This window comes from Pedobacter cryoconitis, from assembly GCF_014200595.1.
GTDB lineage: Bacteria > Bacteroidota > Bacteroidia > Sphingobacteriales > Sphingobacteriaceae > Pedobacter > Pedobacter cryoconitis_C.
Genome location: NZ_JACHCG010000002.1, coordinates 114,401 through 132,225, shown reverse-complemented (window position 1 = coordinate 132,225; position 17,825 = coordinate 114,401). Strand labels below are relative to the sequence as shown.

16 protein-coding genes and 1 tRNA gene are annotated in these 17,825 nt (G+C 39.2%); 3 read left to right on the top strand and 14 right to left on the bottom strand.

Annotated features, from left to right (window positions below; translation table 11 throughout):
* Nucleotides 1-66: 66 nt before the first annotated feature.
* From HDE70_RS14500 to HDE70_RS14435, 14 genes are all read right to left on the bottom strand, one after another.
* A tRNA-Leu gene (locus HDE70_RS14500) sits at nucleotides 67-146 on the bottom strand.
* 77 nt (nucleotides 147-223) lie between these two features.
* Nucleotides 224-526: a DUF3817 domain-containing protein gene (locus HDE70_RS14495; RefSeq protein ID WP_183869449.1), complete on the bottom strand. Its 303-nt coding sequence runs from the start codon at nucleotides 524-526 to the stop codon at nucleotides 224-226.
* Nucleotides 527-604: 78 nt separating this feature from the next.
* The gene (gene hscB, locus HDE70_RS14490) at nucleotides 605-1,129 is read right to left on the bottom strand and encodes a Fe-S protein assembly co-chaperone HscB (RefSeq protein WP_183891060.1); all 525 of its coding nucleotides are present in this window, start codon (nucleotides 1,127-1,129) and stop codon (nucleotides 605-607) included.
* A gap of 4 nt (nucleotides 1,130-1,133) precedes the next feature.
* Entirely contained in the window at nucleotides 1,134-2,465 is a 1,332-nt protein-coding gene (gene rseP / locus HDE70_RS14485; RefSeq protein ID WP_183869451.1) for an RIP metalloprotease RseP, read from the bottom strand.
* A gap of 29 nt (nucleotides 2,466-2,494) precedes the next feature.
* Nucleotides 2,495-3,661, bottom strand: a complete 1,167-nt coding sequence (locus HDE70_RS14480) for a 1-deoxy-D-xylulose-5-phosphate reductoisomerase (protein WP_183891059.1) — start codon at nucleotides 3,659-3,661, stop codon at nucleotides 2,495-2,497.
* Nucleotides 3,658-5,163: a GH3 auxin-responsive promoter family protein gene (locus tag HDE70_RS14475; RefSeq protein ID WP_183891058.1), complete on the bottom strand. Its 1,506-nt coding sequence runs from the start codon at nucleotides 5,161-5,163 to the stop codon at nucleotides 3,658-3,660. Before HDE70_RS14475 ends, HDE70_RS14480 begins: the two co-directional genes overlap by 4 nt.
* Nucleotides 5,164-5,172: 9 nt before the next feature.
* Nucleotides 5,173-5,958 carry a hypothetical protein gene (locus HDE70_RS14470; protein WP_111633735.1) on the bottom strand — a complete coding sequence of 262 codons (786 nt, stop codon included), beginning with the start codon at nucleotides 5,956-5,958 and terminating at the stop codon, nucleotides 5,173-5,175.
* Nucleotides 5,955-6,923: a glycosyltransferase gene (locus HDE70_RS14465; protein WP_183891057.1), complete on the bottom strand. Its 969-nt coding sequence runs from the start codon at nucleotides 6,921-6,923 to the stop codon at nucleotides 5,955-5,957. The genes HDE70_RS14470 and HDE70_RS14465 overlap by 4 nt, the downstream gene beginning before the upstream one ends.
* A gap of 2 nt (nucleotides 6,924-6,925) precedes the next feature.
* A complete protein-coding gene (locus tag HDE70_RS14460) occupies nucleotides 6,926-7,879 on the bottom strand; it encodes a glycosyltransferase family 2 protein (RefSeq protein ID WP_183869455.1) in 954 nt (317 codons plus the stop codon).
* A gap of 123 nt (nucleotides 7,880-8,002) precedes the next feature.
* Nucleotides 8,003-8,542, bottom strand: a complete 540-nt coding sequence (locus HDE70_RS14455; protein WP_183869456.1) for a DUF4199 domain-containing protein — start codon at nucleotides 8,540-8,542, stop codon at nucleotides 8,003-8,005.
* Between the two features lie 8 nt (nucleotides 8,543-8,550).
* Nucleotides 8,551-9,225 (bottom strand): hypothetical protein, encoded by a 675-nt coding sequence (locus HDE70_RS14450; RefSeq protein WP_183869457.1) that lies wholly within the window; start codon nucleotides 9,223-9,225, stop codon nucleotides 8,551-8,553.
* Nucleotides 9,218-10,480, bottom strand: a complete 1,263-nt coding sequence (locus HDE70_RS14445) for a dihydroorotase (protein ID WP_183869458.1) — start codon at nucleotides 10,478-10,480, stop codon at nucleotides 9,218-9,220. Before HDE70_RS14445 ends, HDE70_RS14450 begins: the two co-directional genes overlap by 8 nt.
* 6 nt (nucleotides 10,481-10,486) lie before the next feature.
* Nucleotides 10,487-12,514 carry a BatA domain-containing protein gene (locus HDE70_RS14440; protein WP_183891056.1) on the bottom strand — a complete coding sequence of 676 codons (2,028 nt, stop codon included), beginning with the start codon at nucleotides 12,512-12,514 and terminating at the stop codon, nucleotides 10,487-10,489.
* A 203-nt stretch (nucleotides 12,515-12,717) separates the two neighbouring features.
* Complete coding sequence (locus HDE70_RS14435) at nucleotides 12,718-14,295, bottom strand: L,D-transpeptidase family protein (RefSeq protein WP_183891055.1); 1,578 nt, start codon at nucleotides 14,293-14,295, stop codon at nucleotides 12,718-12,720.
* Between the two features lie 277 nt (nucleotides 14,296-14,572).
* On the opposite strand from HDE70_RS14435, the gene hisG reads away from it, so the two are divergent.
* The 3 genes from hisG (at nucleotide 14,573) to hisC (ending at nucleotide 17,825) form a co-directional block, all read left to right on the top strand.
* A complete protein-coding gene (hisG, locus tag HDE70_RS14430; protein ID WP_183891054.1) occupies nucleotides 14,573-15,424 on the top strand; it encodes an ATP phosphoribosyltransferase in 852 nt (283 codons plus the stop codon).
* Nucleotides 15,425-15,490: 66 nt separating this feature from the next.
* Nucleotides 15,491-16,789, top strand: coding sequence for a histidinol dehydrogenase (gene hisD / locus HDE70_RS14425; RefSeq protein ID WP_183891053.1), 1,299 nt, complete (start codon nucleotides 15,491-15,493; stop codon nucleotides 16,787-16,789).
* On the top strand, nucleotides 16,779-17,825 hold the full coding sequence (gene hisC / locus HDE70_RS14420; RefSeq protein WP_183869463.1) for a histidinol-phosphate transaminase: 1,047 nt from the start codon (nucleotides 16,779-16,781) through the stop codon (nucleotides 17,823-17,825). The genes hisD and hisC overlap by 11 nt, the downstream gene beginning before the upstream one ends.

The following is a 17,825-nucleotide window of genomic DNA, read 5'->3' as shown; positions in this document are numbered from 1 at the left end:
AATCTGTCTATCAGATATTTATTGCCATAACAAAAGGAAACAACCTATTAGGGTTGTTTCCTTAAGTACCCAGTGCCGGAGTCGAACCGGCACGGTTTCCCACAGGTGTTTGAGACCAGCGCGTCTACCAATTCCGCCAACTGGGCATTGCTATTAAGCGGGATGCAAATCTATATATTCAAGTCAATATATCCAAGACTTATTTTCAAAATAATCCCTTATATTATGCTTTAACCTGACCTACAGGCTCTTCCTTTAACTTTTTATCTACATAAAACGGTGCAAAAGGCAATAATGAAGCTAAAAACACTAAAATCGTCTTTCCAATTTTCCATTTATACTCCATCCAGCACATGATGACCATTACTAAATAAAACATAAACAATACACCGTGCGCCCATCCAGTATATTTTACAGCCAAGGGCATGTTCGCAAAGTACTTCAATGGCATAGCGATAAAAATCAGTGCGATGTAAGAAATACCTTCAGCAACTGCTACTTTTCTAAAAAGGGATAAAGTGCTCATAAATTCAGATTTGTCCAAAAATAGAAAAACCGGGACAGCAATGCCCGGTTATCTTTATTTTTTACATTGGCGGGACACCTATCCCAGCTTAAGCAAGCTATCGTTGATCCTGTTCAAGTATTTCTTTCTATAGTACAAATCCTTAATCGCTGCTAAAGTAATCGCTTCAGTGTCCTTATTCTGCGTATCAAATACAACGATCAGTCTGTCCAGTTCCTGTTGCATGCTATCAGCAATACTATCAATCTCTTTTTTGATCTCTTCCAGCTTCACCGTATCCGGTTCAAATTGTAATTCCATCAAAGCTTCATTCACATCCATCATTTCCATCAGGAAACCCTGAGGAAGAGAATAATTCTCTCCTTCTGCCAGTATCCCCTTTAATTCAAGGATATAATGAAGACGCTTCTGCGGATCACTTAATACCTGGTAAGCCTTGTTGTTCAGCGTTGATAATTCTAAAACCTCCTCTTGCTTTTCAGCAGACTCATTGATATAAAAATCAGGATGATACTTTTTACTCAGCGCATAAAACTGCTGTTTCACCAGCTGTGCATCCGGATTAAAAGATACAGGCAGCTTATAAAACTCAAAATAGTCCATATAACTATTGAATAAAGGCTTTGAAAATATCGTTACCGAGCACAAAGACCATCAAACTTAATAAGATTACGAAACCTACCATCTGGGCACCCTCTAAAAACTTATCACTTACAGGCTTGCCTTTAATCATTTCCACAATCAGGAACACGACATGCCCGCCATCAAGTGCTGGTATTGGCAATAGGTTCATAAATGCCAGAGCGATCGAAATTAAAGCTGTAGAAGCCCAGAAATGTGACCAGATCCAAACCCCGCCATAAACCTTCTGTGCTAACGCAACAGGGCCGGCAAAGGCTTTATTTGCTTTAATCTTACCAGTTAATACTTTCCAGATCCCTTTACCATTATCAGTAAAAGTAATCCAGGCCTGGTTTGCACCAATAGGTAAAGCCTCAAAGAAACCATAGTTAATTGTTTCCAATTTGATTTCATTTGGATTGAAGCCCATTCCGATAGTACCCACACTATCTGTACTCACCTCAAAATTAAGTTTCTCAGTTCCACGGTAAGCTTCAACAATCAATTTTTTATTTTTCTCTTTCTTCAGTTCTCTGCGGATATCAGCATCAAACTTTACAGGTACTCCGTTAACAGCAACAATACGGTCACCTTTCTTCATACCCACTTTAAATGCAGAACGACCGGCAACCACTGTATCTACAACAGTGCTTAACAATGGTGTACGGCTGATGAATTCTTCCAGACCAAGATCTGCAACCTTGTTTAAAAGGTTATCAGGAACTTTGATATCTAAAGTTTTGCCATCACGCACAATAGTCAGGTTGGTGTTATCCAATAATACTTTTGAGCTTGTCAATTCATCAAAACGGATCACTTTTTTACCGTTTACAGCAATCACATGGTCACCTTGTTTCAAACCGATTTCTCTTCCGATACTTCCGGGATTGATCCCGTTTTTAACAGAACTGTTTGGAATAAAAGTCTCACCGAATTTAAACGTAAGCATCCAGAAAATAAAGATACCTACAACGATGTTCACAAAAATACCTGCAAGCATAACAATTAAACGCTGCCATGCTGGTTTAGATCTGAATTCCCAGGGCTGAGGAGGCAAGGCCATTGCTTCTTTATCCATAGACTCATCAATCATTCCGGCAATTTTAACATAACCACCTAAAGGCAGCCAGCCAATACCATACTCTACATCTCCACGTTTGATACTGAATAATTTTACACCCCATGCGTCAAAAAACAGATAGAATTTCTCAACTTTAATACCGAAGGCACGTGCCGCAAGAAAATGTCCCAATTCGTGCAAGATTACTAATATTGATAATCCCAATAACAATTGGGCAACCATAATTAATCCGTTCATATTTTATATAGTGTTTTTACTTTTGAATATTAGATCGCTAAATGTTTTTTTGTTACTAACTGACGGGCAAATATACGCGTATGCTGATCAGTTTCTAAATAATTATTCAGGCTGGGTGCTTGAATAAAGGTCAGATCAGCCATGCATTGCTCAATAACGTCGCTCATTTCGAGGAATCCGATACGATCATTTAAAAAGGCCTCCACCACGATTTCATTAGCTGCATTGATGATACATGGCATATTACCACCTTTTTCCAATGCAGTATAAGCCAGCTGAAGGTTACGGAAAGTATCCATATCAGGCTTGTAAAAAGTCAACTCAGGATAATCCATGAAGTTAAAACGCGGAAACTGGCTTTGTATTCTCTTTGGATAGGCCATTGCATAATGAATAGGCAATTTCATATCTGGTACGCCCATCTGTGCTTTCATTGAGCCATCGTTAAACTGTACGATAGAATGTACTACAGATTGCGGGTGTACAATAACATCTATCTGACTGATGTCCAGATCGAACAACCACTTAGCTTCAATCACTTCAAGCCCTTTGTTCATTAAGGAAGCAGAATCTATAGTGATCTTCGCCCCCATCACCCAGTTTGGATGTTTTAAAGCTTGTTCTTTTTTGACTTTAGCCACAAAATCACGGTCTTTGCCTCTGAAAGGCCCGCCAGAAGCTGTGATATATATTTTTTCAATCGAGTTCAGTTCCTCGCCTACCAGGCACTGGAAAATCGCAGAATGTTCAGAGTCTACAGGAATAATGGTTACCCCATTTTCAGCAGCCAGTTGCGTAATCAACTCTCCTGCAACTACTAAAGTTTCCTTATTAGCCAGGCCAATCTTTTTCTTTGCTTTAATAGCTGCGATAGTTGGCCTTAAACCAACAGAGCCCATAATTGCAGTGAGTACAAAGTCGGCAGCTGTTAAAGAAGCCGCTTCGCATAAAGCATCTTCCCCGCAAAGAATGTTCATTCCCTGACCAGAAAGTGCATTTTTCACCTCCGCATATTGGCTTTCATCACCAATAACAACCAATTGAGGCTTAAATTCCATTGCCTGCTGAATCAGTAAGGCAGCATTTGCGTTTGCCGTCAATGCACAAACCCGGTATAATTCAGGATTCGCACGAATCACGTCAAGGGCTTGGGTGCCTACAGATCCAGTGGACCCCAGTATAGCTATATTTTTCAAATCGTATTTATCAAATTAATCAGGCTGTCTGCAATCTTTCTATCATTAGACAGACGGGGAACTTTATTCTGCCCCCCCAGCTTACCTTCTGATCGCATATAGGTAACAAATGCGTCTTTTTGTAAGGTCCGAATAACCAGCGGCTGCAAAATTTTGCCTTCAATAAGGTCAAAGTAGTAAATATTTTTTTCTTGTAAAGCCTTATCTACTTTTTTACTAAAAGCAATCAGGTCTTCAGGAGCTTTGGAAAACTCAATAAACCATTCGTGGTAAGGTAGTTCACCAGCTCCGGGGTTCACTTGAGGGGCAACTGTAAATTCTGTAATTCCAACACCCTGCTCATTCGCCACAGTCAATAAGGCCTGTTCCACCTCTTCACCGATCACATGTTCTCCAAAAGCTGAGATAAAGTGTTTAATCCTGCCGGTCACAAAAATCTTATAGGGGTTTTTAGAGACAAACTTGACAGTATCACCAATGCTGTAACCCCAAAGTCCCGCATTCGTATTCAATATCAAAGCATAGTTTTTATCCAGTTCTATTTCTTCCAGACTCAAACGGGCAGGATTATCATTATAGTATTCATCCGCAGGAATAAATTCATAAAACATCCCTGCTTTAGCCAGCAATAATAAACTTTTATCCTGCTGACTATCCTGATAGGCTATAAATCCTTCTGAAGCTGGATAAGTTTCTATTGAATCAATCTTTCTGCCAATACTGGTTTCAATTTTCGACCGGTAAGGTTCGTAATTTACCCCTCCGTAAACAAACAGCTGGAAGTTTTTAAAGATATCCTTGATCTGTTTACCGCCCGATTTTTCGATTAACCGGTCAAAATACATCTGTACCCAGGGTGGTATCCCCGAAATCAAAGTCATATCCTGATGAAAAGTTTCTTTGACTATCGCATCAACTTTCTCTTCCCAATCTTCAATACAATTGGTTTGATAAGAGGGCAGCCTGTTTTTTTGTAAATAAGCAGGTACAAGGTTTGCAACAATACCTGATAAACGGCCTACTTTGATACCATTCTTCTCGGTCATAACAGGACTTCCCTGTAAAAAGATCATTTTACCGTTTACAAAATCAGCATTGCCTGTTTCATGGATATAAGTCAGCAAAGCATTACGTGCTGCTTTTAAATGTTCAGGCATCGATTCTTTGGAAATCGGAATGTACTTTGCACCAGAAGTTGTACCAGATGTTTTTGCAAAATAAGCAGGTTTCCCCTTCCACATTACATCTTTCTCCCCGGCTACTACCCGGTCAATATAAGGCCGCAGCTCTTCGTAATCCCTGACAGGAACCTGCTTTTTAAAATCTTCGTAGTTCTTAATGGACGAGAATTGATGGTCTTTGCCAAAAGCAGTATCCTTAGCAGCATCGATCAGCTGATGGAAAGTTTCCTTTTGTGCAGCTACCGCATCTTTTTTCCATCGAGTTACCCCTTTTACAATAAAGGCCGCAAACGGTTTACTTAATGCCGCTTTTAATCCCATAAACTGGTTTTAAACTATGTTGTGAATAATATCATTTTCGTCTCCTTTATAAGCGCCCATCATCATTCTATAAGCGATGGTTAAGGCCACACTTGATAAAGGAACAATAATAAATGAACTCAATATATTGACAAAAAATGCAATTACTGGCCATTGCAGGTAATTCAGGAATAGATACAGCACATGAAATCCACCCAGTACCAGCAATAACATTAATATTTTTGTAAAATTACCTTTAGTGATTGCCAAACTGAATTTTAAGGAACCAAAAGGAGGCTGGTTTTTATCAATAATAAAGAAAGGGAAAAAAGAAATTCTAACCCAGGTAATAAATATGGCCACAATACCTACGGATACAGCGATATTGGTAATAACATTCATTTTTATCCCCGTATAAATAAAAGGAAACGCAACAAAAATCACCACTGCATAAACGCCGATAATAACCAGCATAAAATAAAGCATCCCTACAATAAACCGGATAATTTGCTGGCGGGTAGGCAGCGTACTGACAATACTGACATCAATCTCCTCATTATCCAGGAGGTGAAAAATGTATTTCAGCAGCGAAAGATTGATGGTAAAGTACAATAAGGCGAAAAAGAAAGCCATCAATATACTTAAACCCTTGTTTACGTCTTTCAGAAAAAATGCCATTAAACTTGATGCATTCGATGTAATGAACATCAGAAAGCATAAAGTAGCAATGGAAAAATAATTCCTTTTGGTTACTTCCCAGGCTTTGCGGATCACTACATTCACTATAAATGTGCTCTCCTTTAAAAAATTTATCATTGTTTTTTAAGTACTATTCTTTTGAAAAAATCTTGTATAAATCCTAATCCATAAGCTGTCAATTGTATGAATGAGGAAATAATACTCAAAAATGCAACTTTCAACGATTTATTTAGCAACAGGGAATGAAAAAATATCAGCATAAAGTATACCAGAAGAAATATATTCCCCAAATAAGCCAGAGGCGGATAAAAAATGTTCAGTAATAAAACAGCAATGACGCCTAAAGTGAATACTGCCGGAAAAAAATGTACCAATTTCAGCTCAGCAGGAAAATGTTTATAGATATTGATCCTTGCACGGCCAAAAAAGTGAATTTGTTTATAAAACTGGAACATACTTGTTCTTCTTTTATGAAAAACCTTAGCTCCGGGAATCAGACCAATCTTAAATCCATGCTGATGGATACGGATACTGTATTCAATATCCTCTCCGAGCCTGGTCAGCTTAAATCCACCAACTTTCTCCCATACTTCTCTGGAAACCCCCATATTAAAGCTCCTTGGATGGAATTGGCCTACATGTTTTTTGTTTCCCCGGATTCCGCCAGTAGTAAAAACTGAAGTCATTCCATAACTGATTGCTTTTTGTACCGGGGTAAAACTATCATGTGCCGCATCCGGGCCACCATAAGCATCCAGATGATGGTCATATAAATAGTCTTTTACGGTCTCCAGGTAGTCATGCGGAATAAGGCAATCTGAATCAAAAATGATGAAATAATCGCCTTTTGCTCTTTCAAAACCATAATTCCGGGCAAAACCCTGTCCTTCATTTGGCTTGAAGAAGTATTTAATATCCAGTTTATCCGCGTACCTGTTTACAATTTCCTTTGCAGTGAGCGAAGATCCGTCTTCAATCACTACCACTTCGAATTGCATATAAGTTTGCAGGCAAAGTGTGGCCAGCAGTTCGTCTATCTCCTGTGGCCGGTTATATAAAGGGATAATGATCGAAAAAAACATGCTTAAAGTATTTCTTTTTCTATCAGATAGTCATTGCGTTCTGGTGCATTACGGGTAACCAGTTCAGCGACAAATCCAGTAAGGAAGAGTTGTGAACCTACAATAATAGCTACTAACGCAATATAAAATCCAGGTTGATCGGTAACTTCTCTTTTGATTGGCAGGTTCATCGAGATGTGATATAATTTCTCACCGATAATCCATAAAGCCATAATTGTACCGACCATAAAACTCAGTACACCCAGCGAACCAAAAAAGTGCATCGGTCTTTTACCAAATTTTCCAACAAAAAAGATAGATAACAGATCCAGGAAACCATTGATAAAACGGCTGAAACCAAATTTGGTTACCCCGTATTTACGTGCACGGTGTTCTACAACCTGCTCTCCTATATTCTTGAATCCCGCCCATTTAGCAATTACAGGGATATAACGGTGCATTTCACCATAAACCTCTATTGTTTTCACAACATCAGAACGGTATGCCTTTAAGCCACAGTTGAAATCGTTTAACTGTATGCCGGACATTTTACGGGTTGCAGCATTGAATAATTTCGTAGGAATAGTTTTGGTAATGGGGTCGTAACGTTTCTTTTTCCATCCGGAAATGATGTCAAATTTCTCTTCCCTTAATCTGCGGTATAATTCTGGGATCTCATCCGGACTATCCTGCAAATCCGCATCCATGGTAATAATCACATCGCCCTGTGAAGCTTCAAAAGCTACATTCAGTGCAGCAGATTTTCCATAGTTACGTCTGAACTTAATTGCTTTGACAGCTGGATAAGTCTTTTTCAATTCCTCAATTACTTGCCATGAGGTATCCGTACTGCCATCATCAACAAAAAGGATTTCGTAAGAAAAATTATTGTCAGACATTACCCTGGCGATCCAGGCAGTCAGTTCGGGCAATGATTCGTCTTCGTTAAACAGGGGAATGACAACAGATATGTCCATGCAGTATAAATTCAAGTAAAAATAACGTGCAAATTTTATCAATTAAAATGATAAAACCTGCACGTTTGCTATTTATCTTCTGTTTCGGGCGATGATCAGCCAGGAAATTGTTGCGACAATCTACTAAACAGCGGGGTTATCTTTTTTCAATACCGCAGCACCAATAAGGCTTAATATCAAGCCAAAAAGGGTATAAGTAATGGCAGCACCAAATCCTATAAATATAGCAAGATAAGGTCTCATCATTTCTACTCCCTTTATTGCTTTAGGATCGTCACCAGCTTTTTCAAGAGCGACATCAACAGAATGATTTAAAGCTGAAGTATCCAATACTTTATAATATAAGACAAACAACAGAGCTATAAATAAACCCGAATAAGCTGCCACTTTGAATCCGGCAGAGAATGCTTTGCCAAAACTCATATAACCGCCAAGCGCAGTTCTGTATTTAGTTTGTGCATACAAAATTGCCAGTATATAAGGCACATAGCTACAGATCATACTGATAATCCGTGTAGGTACACTGATATGCTCATCCTGTGTATCAATATTCAATAATTTGAATATAAATACTAACGCTAATGTGTAAAGTGAGAAAACAATAGCCGTCTGAAAAGCAATTTTATTCGGTTTAATCTCTATTTCTCTTAATTGTTGTTCCATAAAACAGCTTAGTTTTTTTCGTTAAAAACAGCAATCAAATTATATACAGCAGTATCAAATTCTTTATTTGCACTAAACTGTTCTAAATCTTTAAAAGCCTGTTCATTCGCTTTTGGCTGATTGAAGAAGCTCATAAAAGGAACAAATAGTTCTTCCATTTCCTCGCCAAGCTCAATCATTCCTTTGTGACTGATGATATCCTCAATGCTGCTTTCTGCTAATTGCTGATTGCTGATCAGATCTTCATAGATGTGGAATTCGTCCTGGAACTCATCTTCTTCTACCAATAAGAATTCTCTTAAGAAATCTCCCAGTTCAGGTTTGATCTGCTCATCGTGACATTCATTGATGTATAACAACAAGTTTAATAACTCAGTTCCACGGTCAATGGTATCTTCTTCGATATCTGCCCACTCATCAGTATCCAGGTAATCTTCTTCCAGTTTCTTAATATCGCTTGCGAAGAAGTTGATCATTAATAAATCAAAATAAACTTCTCTCAGCTCATCAAAAGCCGGGTATTCATCAAATACACCATCAAATTCTTCTACCTTCTCTAAAAAGCCCAGGTCCTTATTGAAAACATCCAGTAAATCCTGTTGTAATGTTAAAGAATCATTACCTGAAAGTGCTGCAAATTTATCTAATGAGGCTACAAGAGCGCTCTGTACTTTACTATCCATATACTTGAAATTGATTGTTGTTATAAACGAGTTGAACTTTCCCGGTCAGGGTTTGATTTAATAAAGGGGTATTTCTTGACTTCGAAAGGTTAGTGGTGCTATTGTATTCCCATTTTTCTGCGGGGTTGAACACTACGAAATTCGCAGTTTCACCAGCCGCAATTACAGGGACTTGCAGTTTAAGTAATTTACGGGGGTTAATGGCAAGTTTCTCTACGATCTGAGCTGCATCCAGTCCGGCCCTCACCAATAAAGGCAATACTGTTTGTAAAGCTGTGATTCCGTAAGCCGCAATCTCAAACTCCACATCTTTAAACTCTGGCTCATGCGGGCGGTGTTGTGAAGAGATGGCATCAATAGTCCCGTCCTTTAGTCCTGCCAGTAAAGCTTTAATATCTGCTTTGCCACGTAATGGTGGTTTAATTTTATAATTGCTGTCGAAATCGTTTAAAAGTTCTTCTGTGAAAACTAAATGATGTGCAGCAACATCACAGGAGATCTGTAAACCATCTTTTTTCGCTTTTTTAATCAGTGCTACAGAACCCGCAGTAGAGATACTCGTGATGTGCACTGGTGCCTGATGATAAGTAGCCAGGAAAATATCCCTTGAAATATGCATTTCTTCTGCTAATGCAGGCATACCTTTCATTCCAAGTAATACACTGGTTTTACTTTCATTCACCTGCGATTTACCGGCGATTGCTTTATTTTCAGGGTATACGATCAATAAACCATCAATTCCTTTGCAGTATTGCAGTGCGCGGCTCATAAAACCGTCATCTGTGATTGGTCTGTTTCCGTCCGTAAAAGCTATTGCCCCTGCATTTTTCATATCAAAAAGCTCAGCCAGTTCTTTTCCTTCCAGGTCATGACTGATCGCTCCCAGCGGATAAACATCGACCAGGTTATTTTTAGCTTTATTGATAATATATTCTACTTCGCCTTTTGAATGTACCACAGGTTTGGTATGCGGTAAAACAGCCAGACCAGTAAATCCACCTGCCTGTGCCGCAGCGGTTGCTGTTTGAATATCTTCTTTGGTTTCAAAACCAGGATCTCCAATAGAACAGTTCAGGTCAAAGAATCCTGGCGCCAGAAAAGCACCCTGACCATTGATCACCTGCTCATTTTCCAATGGCTTTAAAGTACGCTCTATCTCAGCGATTTTTCCCTGTACCACACGAATATCACAGATTTTCTGATTATGCTTGCTATTCGGATCGGTAACGGTTACGCCTGTGAGGAGAAGGTTCATGTCTTTTTATATTTTTAATTTGTTAAAAAATCGAATCAATAGGGCTTCAACGGCTAAAAAAACAGCACACAAAACTAGGCAAAGTTTCCATAACTCTGTGCGGTTATTTTCCACAGCTTTAAATGACAAATCATCCCCAGCTTTGGTCAGGTTTACTTTTTCAGCCCCAAAAATTGCCAGAAGAGCTTTATCATCAGCATAATGCAGATCTGATTCCGCGCGGCCCTGATTAAATGCATAAGTACTGAGCAGCGCGTCAGCTTTATATAATTCATAAACTCCGGGCGTTTTAATCTGGTCGGCAACATACAATAAAGTCTGACCGGGCACCTGCCTGATTTCAGGGATAACTTCCTGTTTTCCAGAAATTAAACGCAGTGACTGATTGGGGCTAATGGTAATGGGCGCCGAGCTCAGGTAATTACTTTTTCCGATCGTATAATATAAAGGCTGCTCCTGTACGCTGGTTAAAGCAATTTTATAAAGTAAAGGTACAAATACCGGGTGCTGAGGTAAATTACTGTCTTTGATGGCTAAAGAAGTTGCACAAAGGTACAGTTGTCCTGCCCCCGAACGGTATTTACTGAAAAATGGCTGATTTAAAGGCAGTCCCATTAAATCTTCTCTCCCGTTGCTGTTATTTCCTGCGTAAATAAAATGCTGGTTTACTTTCGGTAAGTCTAATTTTGCAGGTATCTCTTCAAATACATCATTAAATACCTTATTCTTTAGTGCAATCGTATTTACCGTAACCGTATCCTTACTTAAAGAAACAGTTTGTGGGATAGCTAAATCTTGTAAAAAGGAAGAGTAAACAGCTGCACCAGCTTCCAGATCCGGAAAAACAACAACTGCCCCCCCGTTTTTCATATAGTTTTTAAGCTCCTGTGCCAAACCGCTGGAAGGTGCTTTTAAGCCAGCAATTATAATCAGGTCATATTGATGGAAACCAGCATAAACAATAGCTGATTCAGGCATTGTGCTCAATTTAAAATAAGGGTCTGCTCCAAAAAGCGCGTTGATATATTTTCCGGAATTCTCTCCGCTAAGCTGGAGGACTTTCAGTTCAGTAGTTACTTTAAAAGTAAAAGCCAGGTTGTCATCAAAAGTGACTGGAAAATCTTTAATGCTAACCATTCCTTTTTGCCACCCGGCAGCTGAACCGCTAAAGCTTAAAGTGTCACGAACCGATTTTCCGGCCGGAATATTTAAAGTAGCCAATGCTTTTTGCTGATTGTTAATCGTCAGTTTTAAGGGAATTCCAGTACTGGCGTCAGCCGAATAATTGCGCAGCTGCACAACAAATTTCTCCCGGTCACCGGGTTTGTGTGCAGGAGACAATGACCAGATACTATCTACAGCAACATTAGGAATAGTATTGGCATTTAACCTGACCAGGTTGAGCGAATTATTTTTTTCAGTATGCAGTGTTGATTTCCCAACAAACTGTTGCTGAAAATCAGAAATCACATAGTTATACTGATTCCTTTTTCCTGCATCTGCTGAGTTTTGCCTGTTAATGACCTGTTGTAAGCTGCGTTCTACGGGAGAAACTTTGACTTCATCAACCAGGTTCGCCAGTTCCTCGGCATTGACCAGACGCTGATGCCTGCCTTCAAAATCATTAGTTGTTAATTGGAATTTATCATTCAGCTGAAATTGTTTGGCAATCGTTTTTGCTTTACGCTTTGCTTCGTCCAATAAAGAGCCTTCTTTATTAACCGCCTCCATGCTATAAGAGTTATCAATATAGATATTAACGAGGTTTCCATTTTCAGGAGATCCTGCTGATCCTGATGACCAGTATGGACGTGCAAAAGCCAGTACCAGGAAAGTAATTGCGAGTATCCGGCAGGCCAGTATTAATAAGTTACGAAGTTTTTCACGGGAAGAATGCTGTACTGTAACAGCCTTTAAGAAAGACACATTGCTAAAATATACCTTCTTAAATTTCCGGAAATTAAATAAATGAATAAGGATAGGTATAGCTACCGCCAGCAGTGAAAAAAGAAAACCTGGGTAGAGGAAATTCATTAAAAACCAAAGGTATAAATTTAATTACAATCATTCGGTAAAAAACAGAAATTTCAAAAGAATAGCTGCAAGCCCAAATAGAATTGCTGCTCTTGTCTGGCTCAAGTTGAGCTCGTGCTGGATCCCTGATTCACCATGGATCCAGTACGAACGCAATAAGGCCCGATATAAAATCAGGCCTTTAATCACTCATTAATAAATCTTTACAGGTATTTTTTCATTGCAGCATACAGTGCATCATCCAGCCCGTAAACATCATTGCGATATTCGATTTTTCCGTTTTCGGCCCAGGCAGTTTTATAATTGATAAATACAGATATATTTTTTCTGGTTCCAAACCATTTCGGTTTCAATTGAAATACATTTAAAGTATCTGCTTTTTTTGCCAGTTTTTTTCTGTAAATGCCCATTTTCGTGGTATCTACTGGTGGCAAGTTGACTTCCATCCTTAGCTGATCGTATTCAGCATCGTTATGCACCATTTTCTGTGCAAATTCCAAAGGTCTTTCTACACGTACACAACCATGACTGATTGCACGGCTGGCAGAATTAAACGCTGATTTATTATTGGTATCATGTAAATAGATACTTGCACCGTTATCAAACATAAATTTGAACTTGCCCAGTGCATTTCCTGAACCTGAACCTTGTTTAAACTGAAAAGGGAGGTTTTCTCTGGAATACTTTTCCCACTGAATAGTATCAGTATCATTGACCAGTTTCCCTTTGTAATAAACTTTCATATTATTATTTGATAAATAATATGGATCTCTTCTGGCCTGGTTATAAATTTCGTTCTTGGCAATGCTTACCGGGATATTCCAGACAGGGTTCACCTCAATTGCACTAAATTTACTTAGCAAGATTGGAGTCTGGTGATTTTTAGGCTTATCGTCCAGCGCATGTGTTTTTGAATAGATTTTCTGCTTTTCTTCAAAAGCCTTTTCTCTTCTTGCGCCTACACAAACCTTCATATGGGTCACCGTATCCTGCTCTTTAAACCAAGTCAGTGAAAAATCAGGAATATTAACTTCCACATACTCTGAGCTTAATCCGGGGATTTTCCATCTGGATCTTTCCATATTCACTTCAATAGCTTTAATAGCTGCTGCATTGCGGGATGGATCTTTTTCAAGGTTAGCCAGAGCTGCTTGTAATACTTTATAGTTTTCACCGGCAGGCTGAATATCTTTTAACAGTTTAGCCAGACTTTTTGTCTCCAGAACTTTGTTCATTGCCCCGCTGTCTGGCCTGCTGGTTGTGACATAATATCTGTTTAATACTTTTTTCGGATTGATACTTCCATACCCGATAAAAGTATCATACTTCAATAATGAGGAAGCTGTAAAAAGTTCCAGATCAGCCAGTACAGGGTACACTTCACTGATATTTTTAAATTTATTAGCAGTTAAAGCAGTTAAAGCCTGATCCAGGTCTTTATACCTGAATATTTCAGGATTAAATCCGTGTACTTTACTGTTTTCCAGATAACTTTTCAGGGTATCTAATTCCCCATTGCTATAAAAACGGGAAACCAGCAAATTTTTATGCTCATCATTCGTATAAAAATTACTAATTACTTTAGGATTACTTAATTTAGACTGTAAGGAATCGAGGTGACGGTTAAAAACTACATGATAAGCCGCGGTATCAAAATCTTTATAAAGTTTATTCTTAAAATGTTCTGATAAGATAACACCGATCTCTGGTGTGGTTTTAAACCAGTTGCAGGACGATAAAAAGAGGCAAAGGGGTAAAATAAGGACTAGTACTTTTTTCAAAATGAGCGTTCTTTAATTAAATTCAGCTTCGTTGTTATGCTGTATGACATCTCAATCAAATAAAATGCCATATATTTTTGATTTGTCAATTCTATCTATATATTTGTGCTACTCAGTGTGCAACGCATTATTGAATAGAGACATATATTATGAACAATATTTTGAACCACCACTCACATTTGTACCATCGCCAGTTATGGCGATAGATATGTAATGTTTTGTACTTCAAAACTTGTTTCCGAATTATTTTCCTGTTTCATTCAATAATTTCAATCAATTGAAAACACTTAAAATTGCTATCCAGAAATCTGGAAGGCTAAACGAAAAATCCGTAGAGATTCTTAAAAATTGTGGTCTATCATTCGAAAACTACAAAAGCTCCCTGATATCAACTGTTACCAATTTCCCTTTAGAAATTCTATTTCTGAGAGACGATGACATTCCTGAATATGTTCAGGACGGTATTGCCGATCTGGGTATTGTTGGTGAAAATGTAATCACAGAAGTAAATGCTGATGTTACCTATCTTCAAAAATTAGGCTTCGGAAAATGTACACTCAAAATTGCTGTTCCAAACGAAAGTGATATCACTGATGTAAGTGGACTCGAAGGCAAAGCGATCGCTACTTCTTACCCGGTAATCCTTCAGAAATATCTGGATGACAACAACGTAAATGCGGTTGTCCGTACCATTTCAGGATCGGTAGAAATTGGCCCTGGTCTTGGATTAAGTGATGCGATCTGTGACATTGTTTCTACAGGCGGGACGCTTAAAAGCAACGGCCTGAAACCTTTCGGTGAAGTGATGAAATCTGAAGCGGTACTGATTGCCAGTAAAGGCATGGAGCTGAACGAAGATGTCATTGAATTACTGCAAAGAATCCGTTCGGTATTACGCGCTAAGGAAACAAAATACGTGGTCCTGAATGTTGCAAAATCAAATCTCGAAAAAGTAGTGAGCCTGCTTCCGGGAGTTAAAAGTCCTACGATTGTGCCTCTTTTCGAAGAAGATTGGGTAGCAGTTCACTCGGTTATCGCAGAGCAGGATTTCTGGGAAAAAATCAACAGTCTGAAAGCTGCTGGTGCTGAGGGAATTGTGGTGATGCCGATCGAAAAGATCATCTCCTAAGCGACGCTTTTAATCCATATCAATCTTTTTAACGTTAACCATTAGTTAACACAAAAATATAAGACATTGAAACTCTATAAGTATACTGATTTATCTGAACAGAATATTGAAGAACTCTGTTTGAGACAACTAGCTGACGATGCGAGTATTGCAGAAAGGGTAAAAGAGATCATTGCACAGGTGAAAGCAGATGGGGATAAAGCCTTAAAGAACTACGCCTTACAATTTGACAAGGTAAATCTGGATCAGCTTTTCATTGAAAAAGAAGAGATCGGAAAGATTGCCTCTACCATTCCTGCCGAAGCAAAATCTGCTATTGATACGGCTTATGCGAACATCAAAAAGTTCCATGCAGCACAGCTTTACAAAGAAGCTAAAGTTGAAACTATGCCGGGAGTTTCCTGCTGGCGCGAGTCCAGGGCAATAGAACGGGTAGGATTGTATATTCCAGGTGGGACAGCAGTTTTACCAAGTACTTTTTTAATGCTGGCCACACCAGCAACTTTGGCAGGCTGTCAGGAAATTGTAGTTTGCTCTCCTCCGCAAAAAGATGGAAAAACCAATTGCTACCTGGCTTATTGTGCACAGCTTTTAGGGATAGAAAAGATCTACCTGGCAGGTGGTGCACAGGCTATTGCAGCGATGGCTTTCGGCACAGCAACCGTACCTAAAGTTTATAAGATTTTTGGCCCTGGAAACCGTTATGTGACCCAGGCAAAACAGCAGGTACTGGCTTCAGGCATCACCGCAATTGACATGCCGGCAGGCCCTTCGGAAGTATTGGTTTTTGCCGATGAAACTGCCAATCCTTCTTTTGTTGCTTCCGATCTTTTAGCACAGGCAGAACATGGTACTGATAGTCAGGCTATCCTGATCTCTACGTCAGAAATGCTGATCACTGACACGTTGAATCAAATTGAAATACAGTTAAATGATCTGCCAAGAAGGGACATTGCTGCGCAGGCTATTGCCAATTCTTATGCCGTGCTGGTAGCAGATAAAACGCAGGCCATGGCTTTCAGTAATACTTATGCGCCCGAACACTTAATTCTGGCTACAGATTCCTTTCAGGAACTGATCCCGCTAATTATTAATGCAGGTTCTGTATTTCTGGGTAACCTGACTCCTGAAAGTGCCGGGGATTATGCCTCAGGTACAAACCATACTTTACCAACCAGTGGTTTCGCCAAAGCCTATTCAGGTGTTTCAATCGATTCTTTTATTAAAAAAATTACTTTTCAGCAGATCAGTCCTGAAGGCTTGAAGGCCATTGGTCCGACTGTAGAAATTCTTGCGGCCGCAGAAGGGCTTCAGGCACACAAAAATGCAATCACCATTCGTTTAAAATCATCAGATGGATATTAAAAACCTACAACGCGAAAACATCAAAACCCTTCGCCCCTATTCTACAGCAAGAGACGAGTATAAAGGTCAGGCGAGTGTGTTTTTAGATGCAAATGAAAATAGTTACGGCTCACCGCTACCAGAAAACTTTAACCGCTATCCTGATCCTTTGCAACTGGACCTTAAAGACGCACTGAGTAAAATAAAAGGTGTTCCGATTGAAAATACTTTCCTTGGAAATGGCAGCGATGAAGCTATAGATCTTTTATTCCGCGCTTTTTGTAACCCGGGAAAAGACAATGTGATCATCCTTCCGCCTACTTACGGGATGTATGAGGTTTCTGCAAATATTAATGATGTAGAAATCCGTAAAGTTAATTTATTGCCAAATTTCCAGTTAGATCTGGAAGGAATAGCGGAGGCGATTGATGCAAATACGAAGCTGATCTTTATCTGCTCTCCTAACAACCCGACTGGAAATTCTATCATCCGCACGGATATAGAAACCATACTGGCCAATTTTAATGGGCTGGTTGTGATTGATGAGGCTTATATCAATTTCGCAAAACAACGTACCTTCATACAGGAATTAACCGAATACCCGCACCTTGTCGTTTTACAGACTTTTTCGAAAGCCTGGGGACTTGCAGGATTACGTTTGGGGATGGCTTTTGCATCGAGCATTATCATCGATATTCTAAATAAGGTTAAAGCACCTTACAATATCAGCCAATCGACACAGGATCTTGCTTTAGCTGCCCTTCAAAATATCGGACAGGTAAATGACTGGATCAAGACTACAGTAGCGGAAAGGGAACATTTAGCAAAATTACTGCTGGATTTACCAATGGTCAAAAAGGTTTATCCTTCTGATGCAAACTTTATCCTGGCCGAAGTAGCTGATGCCAATGGTACGTATGATGCTTTGGTAGACCGTGGCATTATTGTTCGTAACCGTGCAAAAGTAACCCTTTGTGAGGGCTGTTTAAGAATTACTGTAGGTACTCCTTCAGAAAACGAAATACTAATATCCGCTTTAAAATCGTTAACTAACTAA

What these genes read in the sequence shown, in the direction of transcription:
- HDE70_RS14495 (WP_183869449.1), bottom strand. Translation starts at nt 526, where the DNA reads ATGAGCACTTTATCCCTTTTTAGAAAAGTAGCAGTTGCTGAAGGTATT.
- hscB (WP_183891060.1), bottom strand. Translation starts at nt 1,129, where the DNA reads ATGGACTATTTTGAGTTTTATAAGCTGCCTGTATCTTTTAATCCGGAT.
- rseP (WP_183869451.1), bottom strand. Translation starts at nt 2,465, where the DNA reads ATGAACGGATTAATTATGGTTGCCCAATTGTTATTGGGATTATCAATA.
- HDE70_RS14475 (WP_183891058.1), bottom strand. Translation starts at nt 5,163, where the DNA reads ATGGGATTAAAAGCGGCATTAAGTAAACCGTTTGCGGCCTTTATTGTA.
- HDE70_RS14470 (WP_111633735.1), bottom strand. Translation starts at nt 5,958, where the DNA reads ATGATAAATTTTTTAAAGGAGAGCACATTTATAGTGAATGTAGTGATC.
- HDE70_RS14465 (WP_183891057.1), bottom strand. Translation starts at nt 6,923, where the DNA reads ATGTTTTTTTCGATCATTATCCCTTTATATAACCGGCCACAGGAGATA.
- HDE70_RS14460 (WP_183869455.1), bottom strand. Translation starts at nt 7,879, where the DNA reads ATGGACATATCTGTTGTCATTCCCCTGTTTAACGAAGACGAATCATTG.
- HDE70_RS14455 (WP_183869456.1), bottom strand. Translation starts at nt 8,542, where the DNA reads ATGGAACAACAATTAAGAGAAATAGAGATTAAACCGAATAAAATTGCT.
- HDE70_RS14450 (WP_183869457.1), bottom strand. Translation starts at nt 9,225, where the DNA reads ATGGATAGTAAAGTACAGAGCGCTCTTGTAGCCTCATTAGATAAATTT.
- HDE70_RS14445 (WP_183869458.1), bottom strand. Translation starts at nt 10,480, where the DNA reads ATGAACCTTCTCCTCACAGGCGTAACCGTTACCGATCCGAATAGCAAG.
- HDE70_RS14440 (WP_183891056.1), bottom strand. Translation starts at nt 12,514, where the DNA reads ATGAATTTCCTCTACCCAGGTTTTCTTTTTTCACTGCTGGCGGTAGCT.
- hisC (WP_183869463.1), top strand. Translation starts at nt 16,779, where the DNA reads ATGGATATTAAAAACCTACAACGCGAAAACATCAAAACCCTTCGCCCC.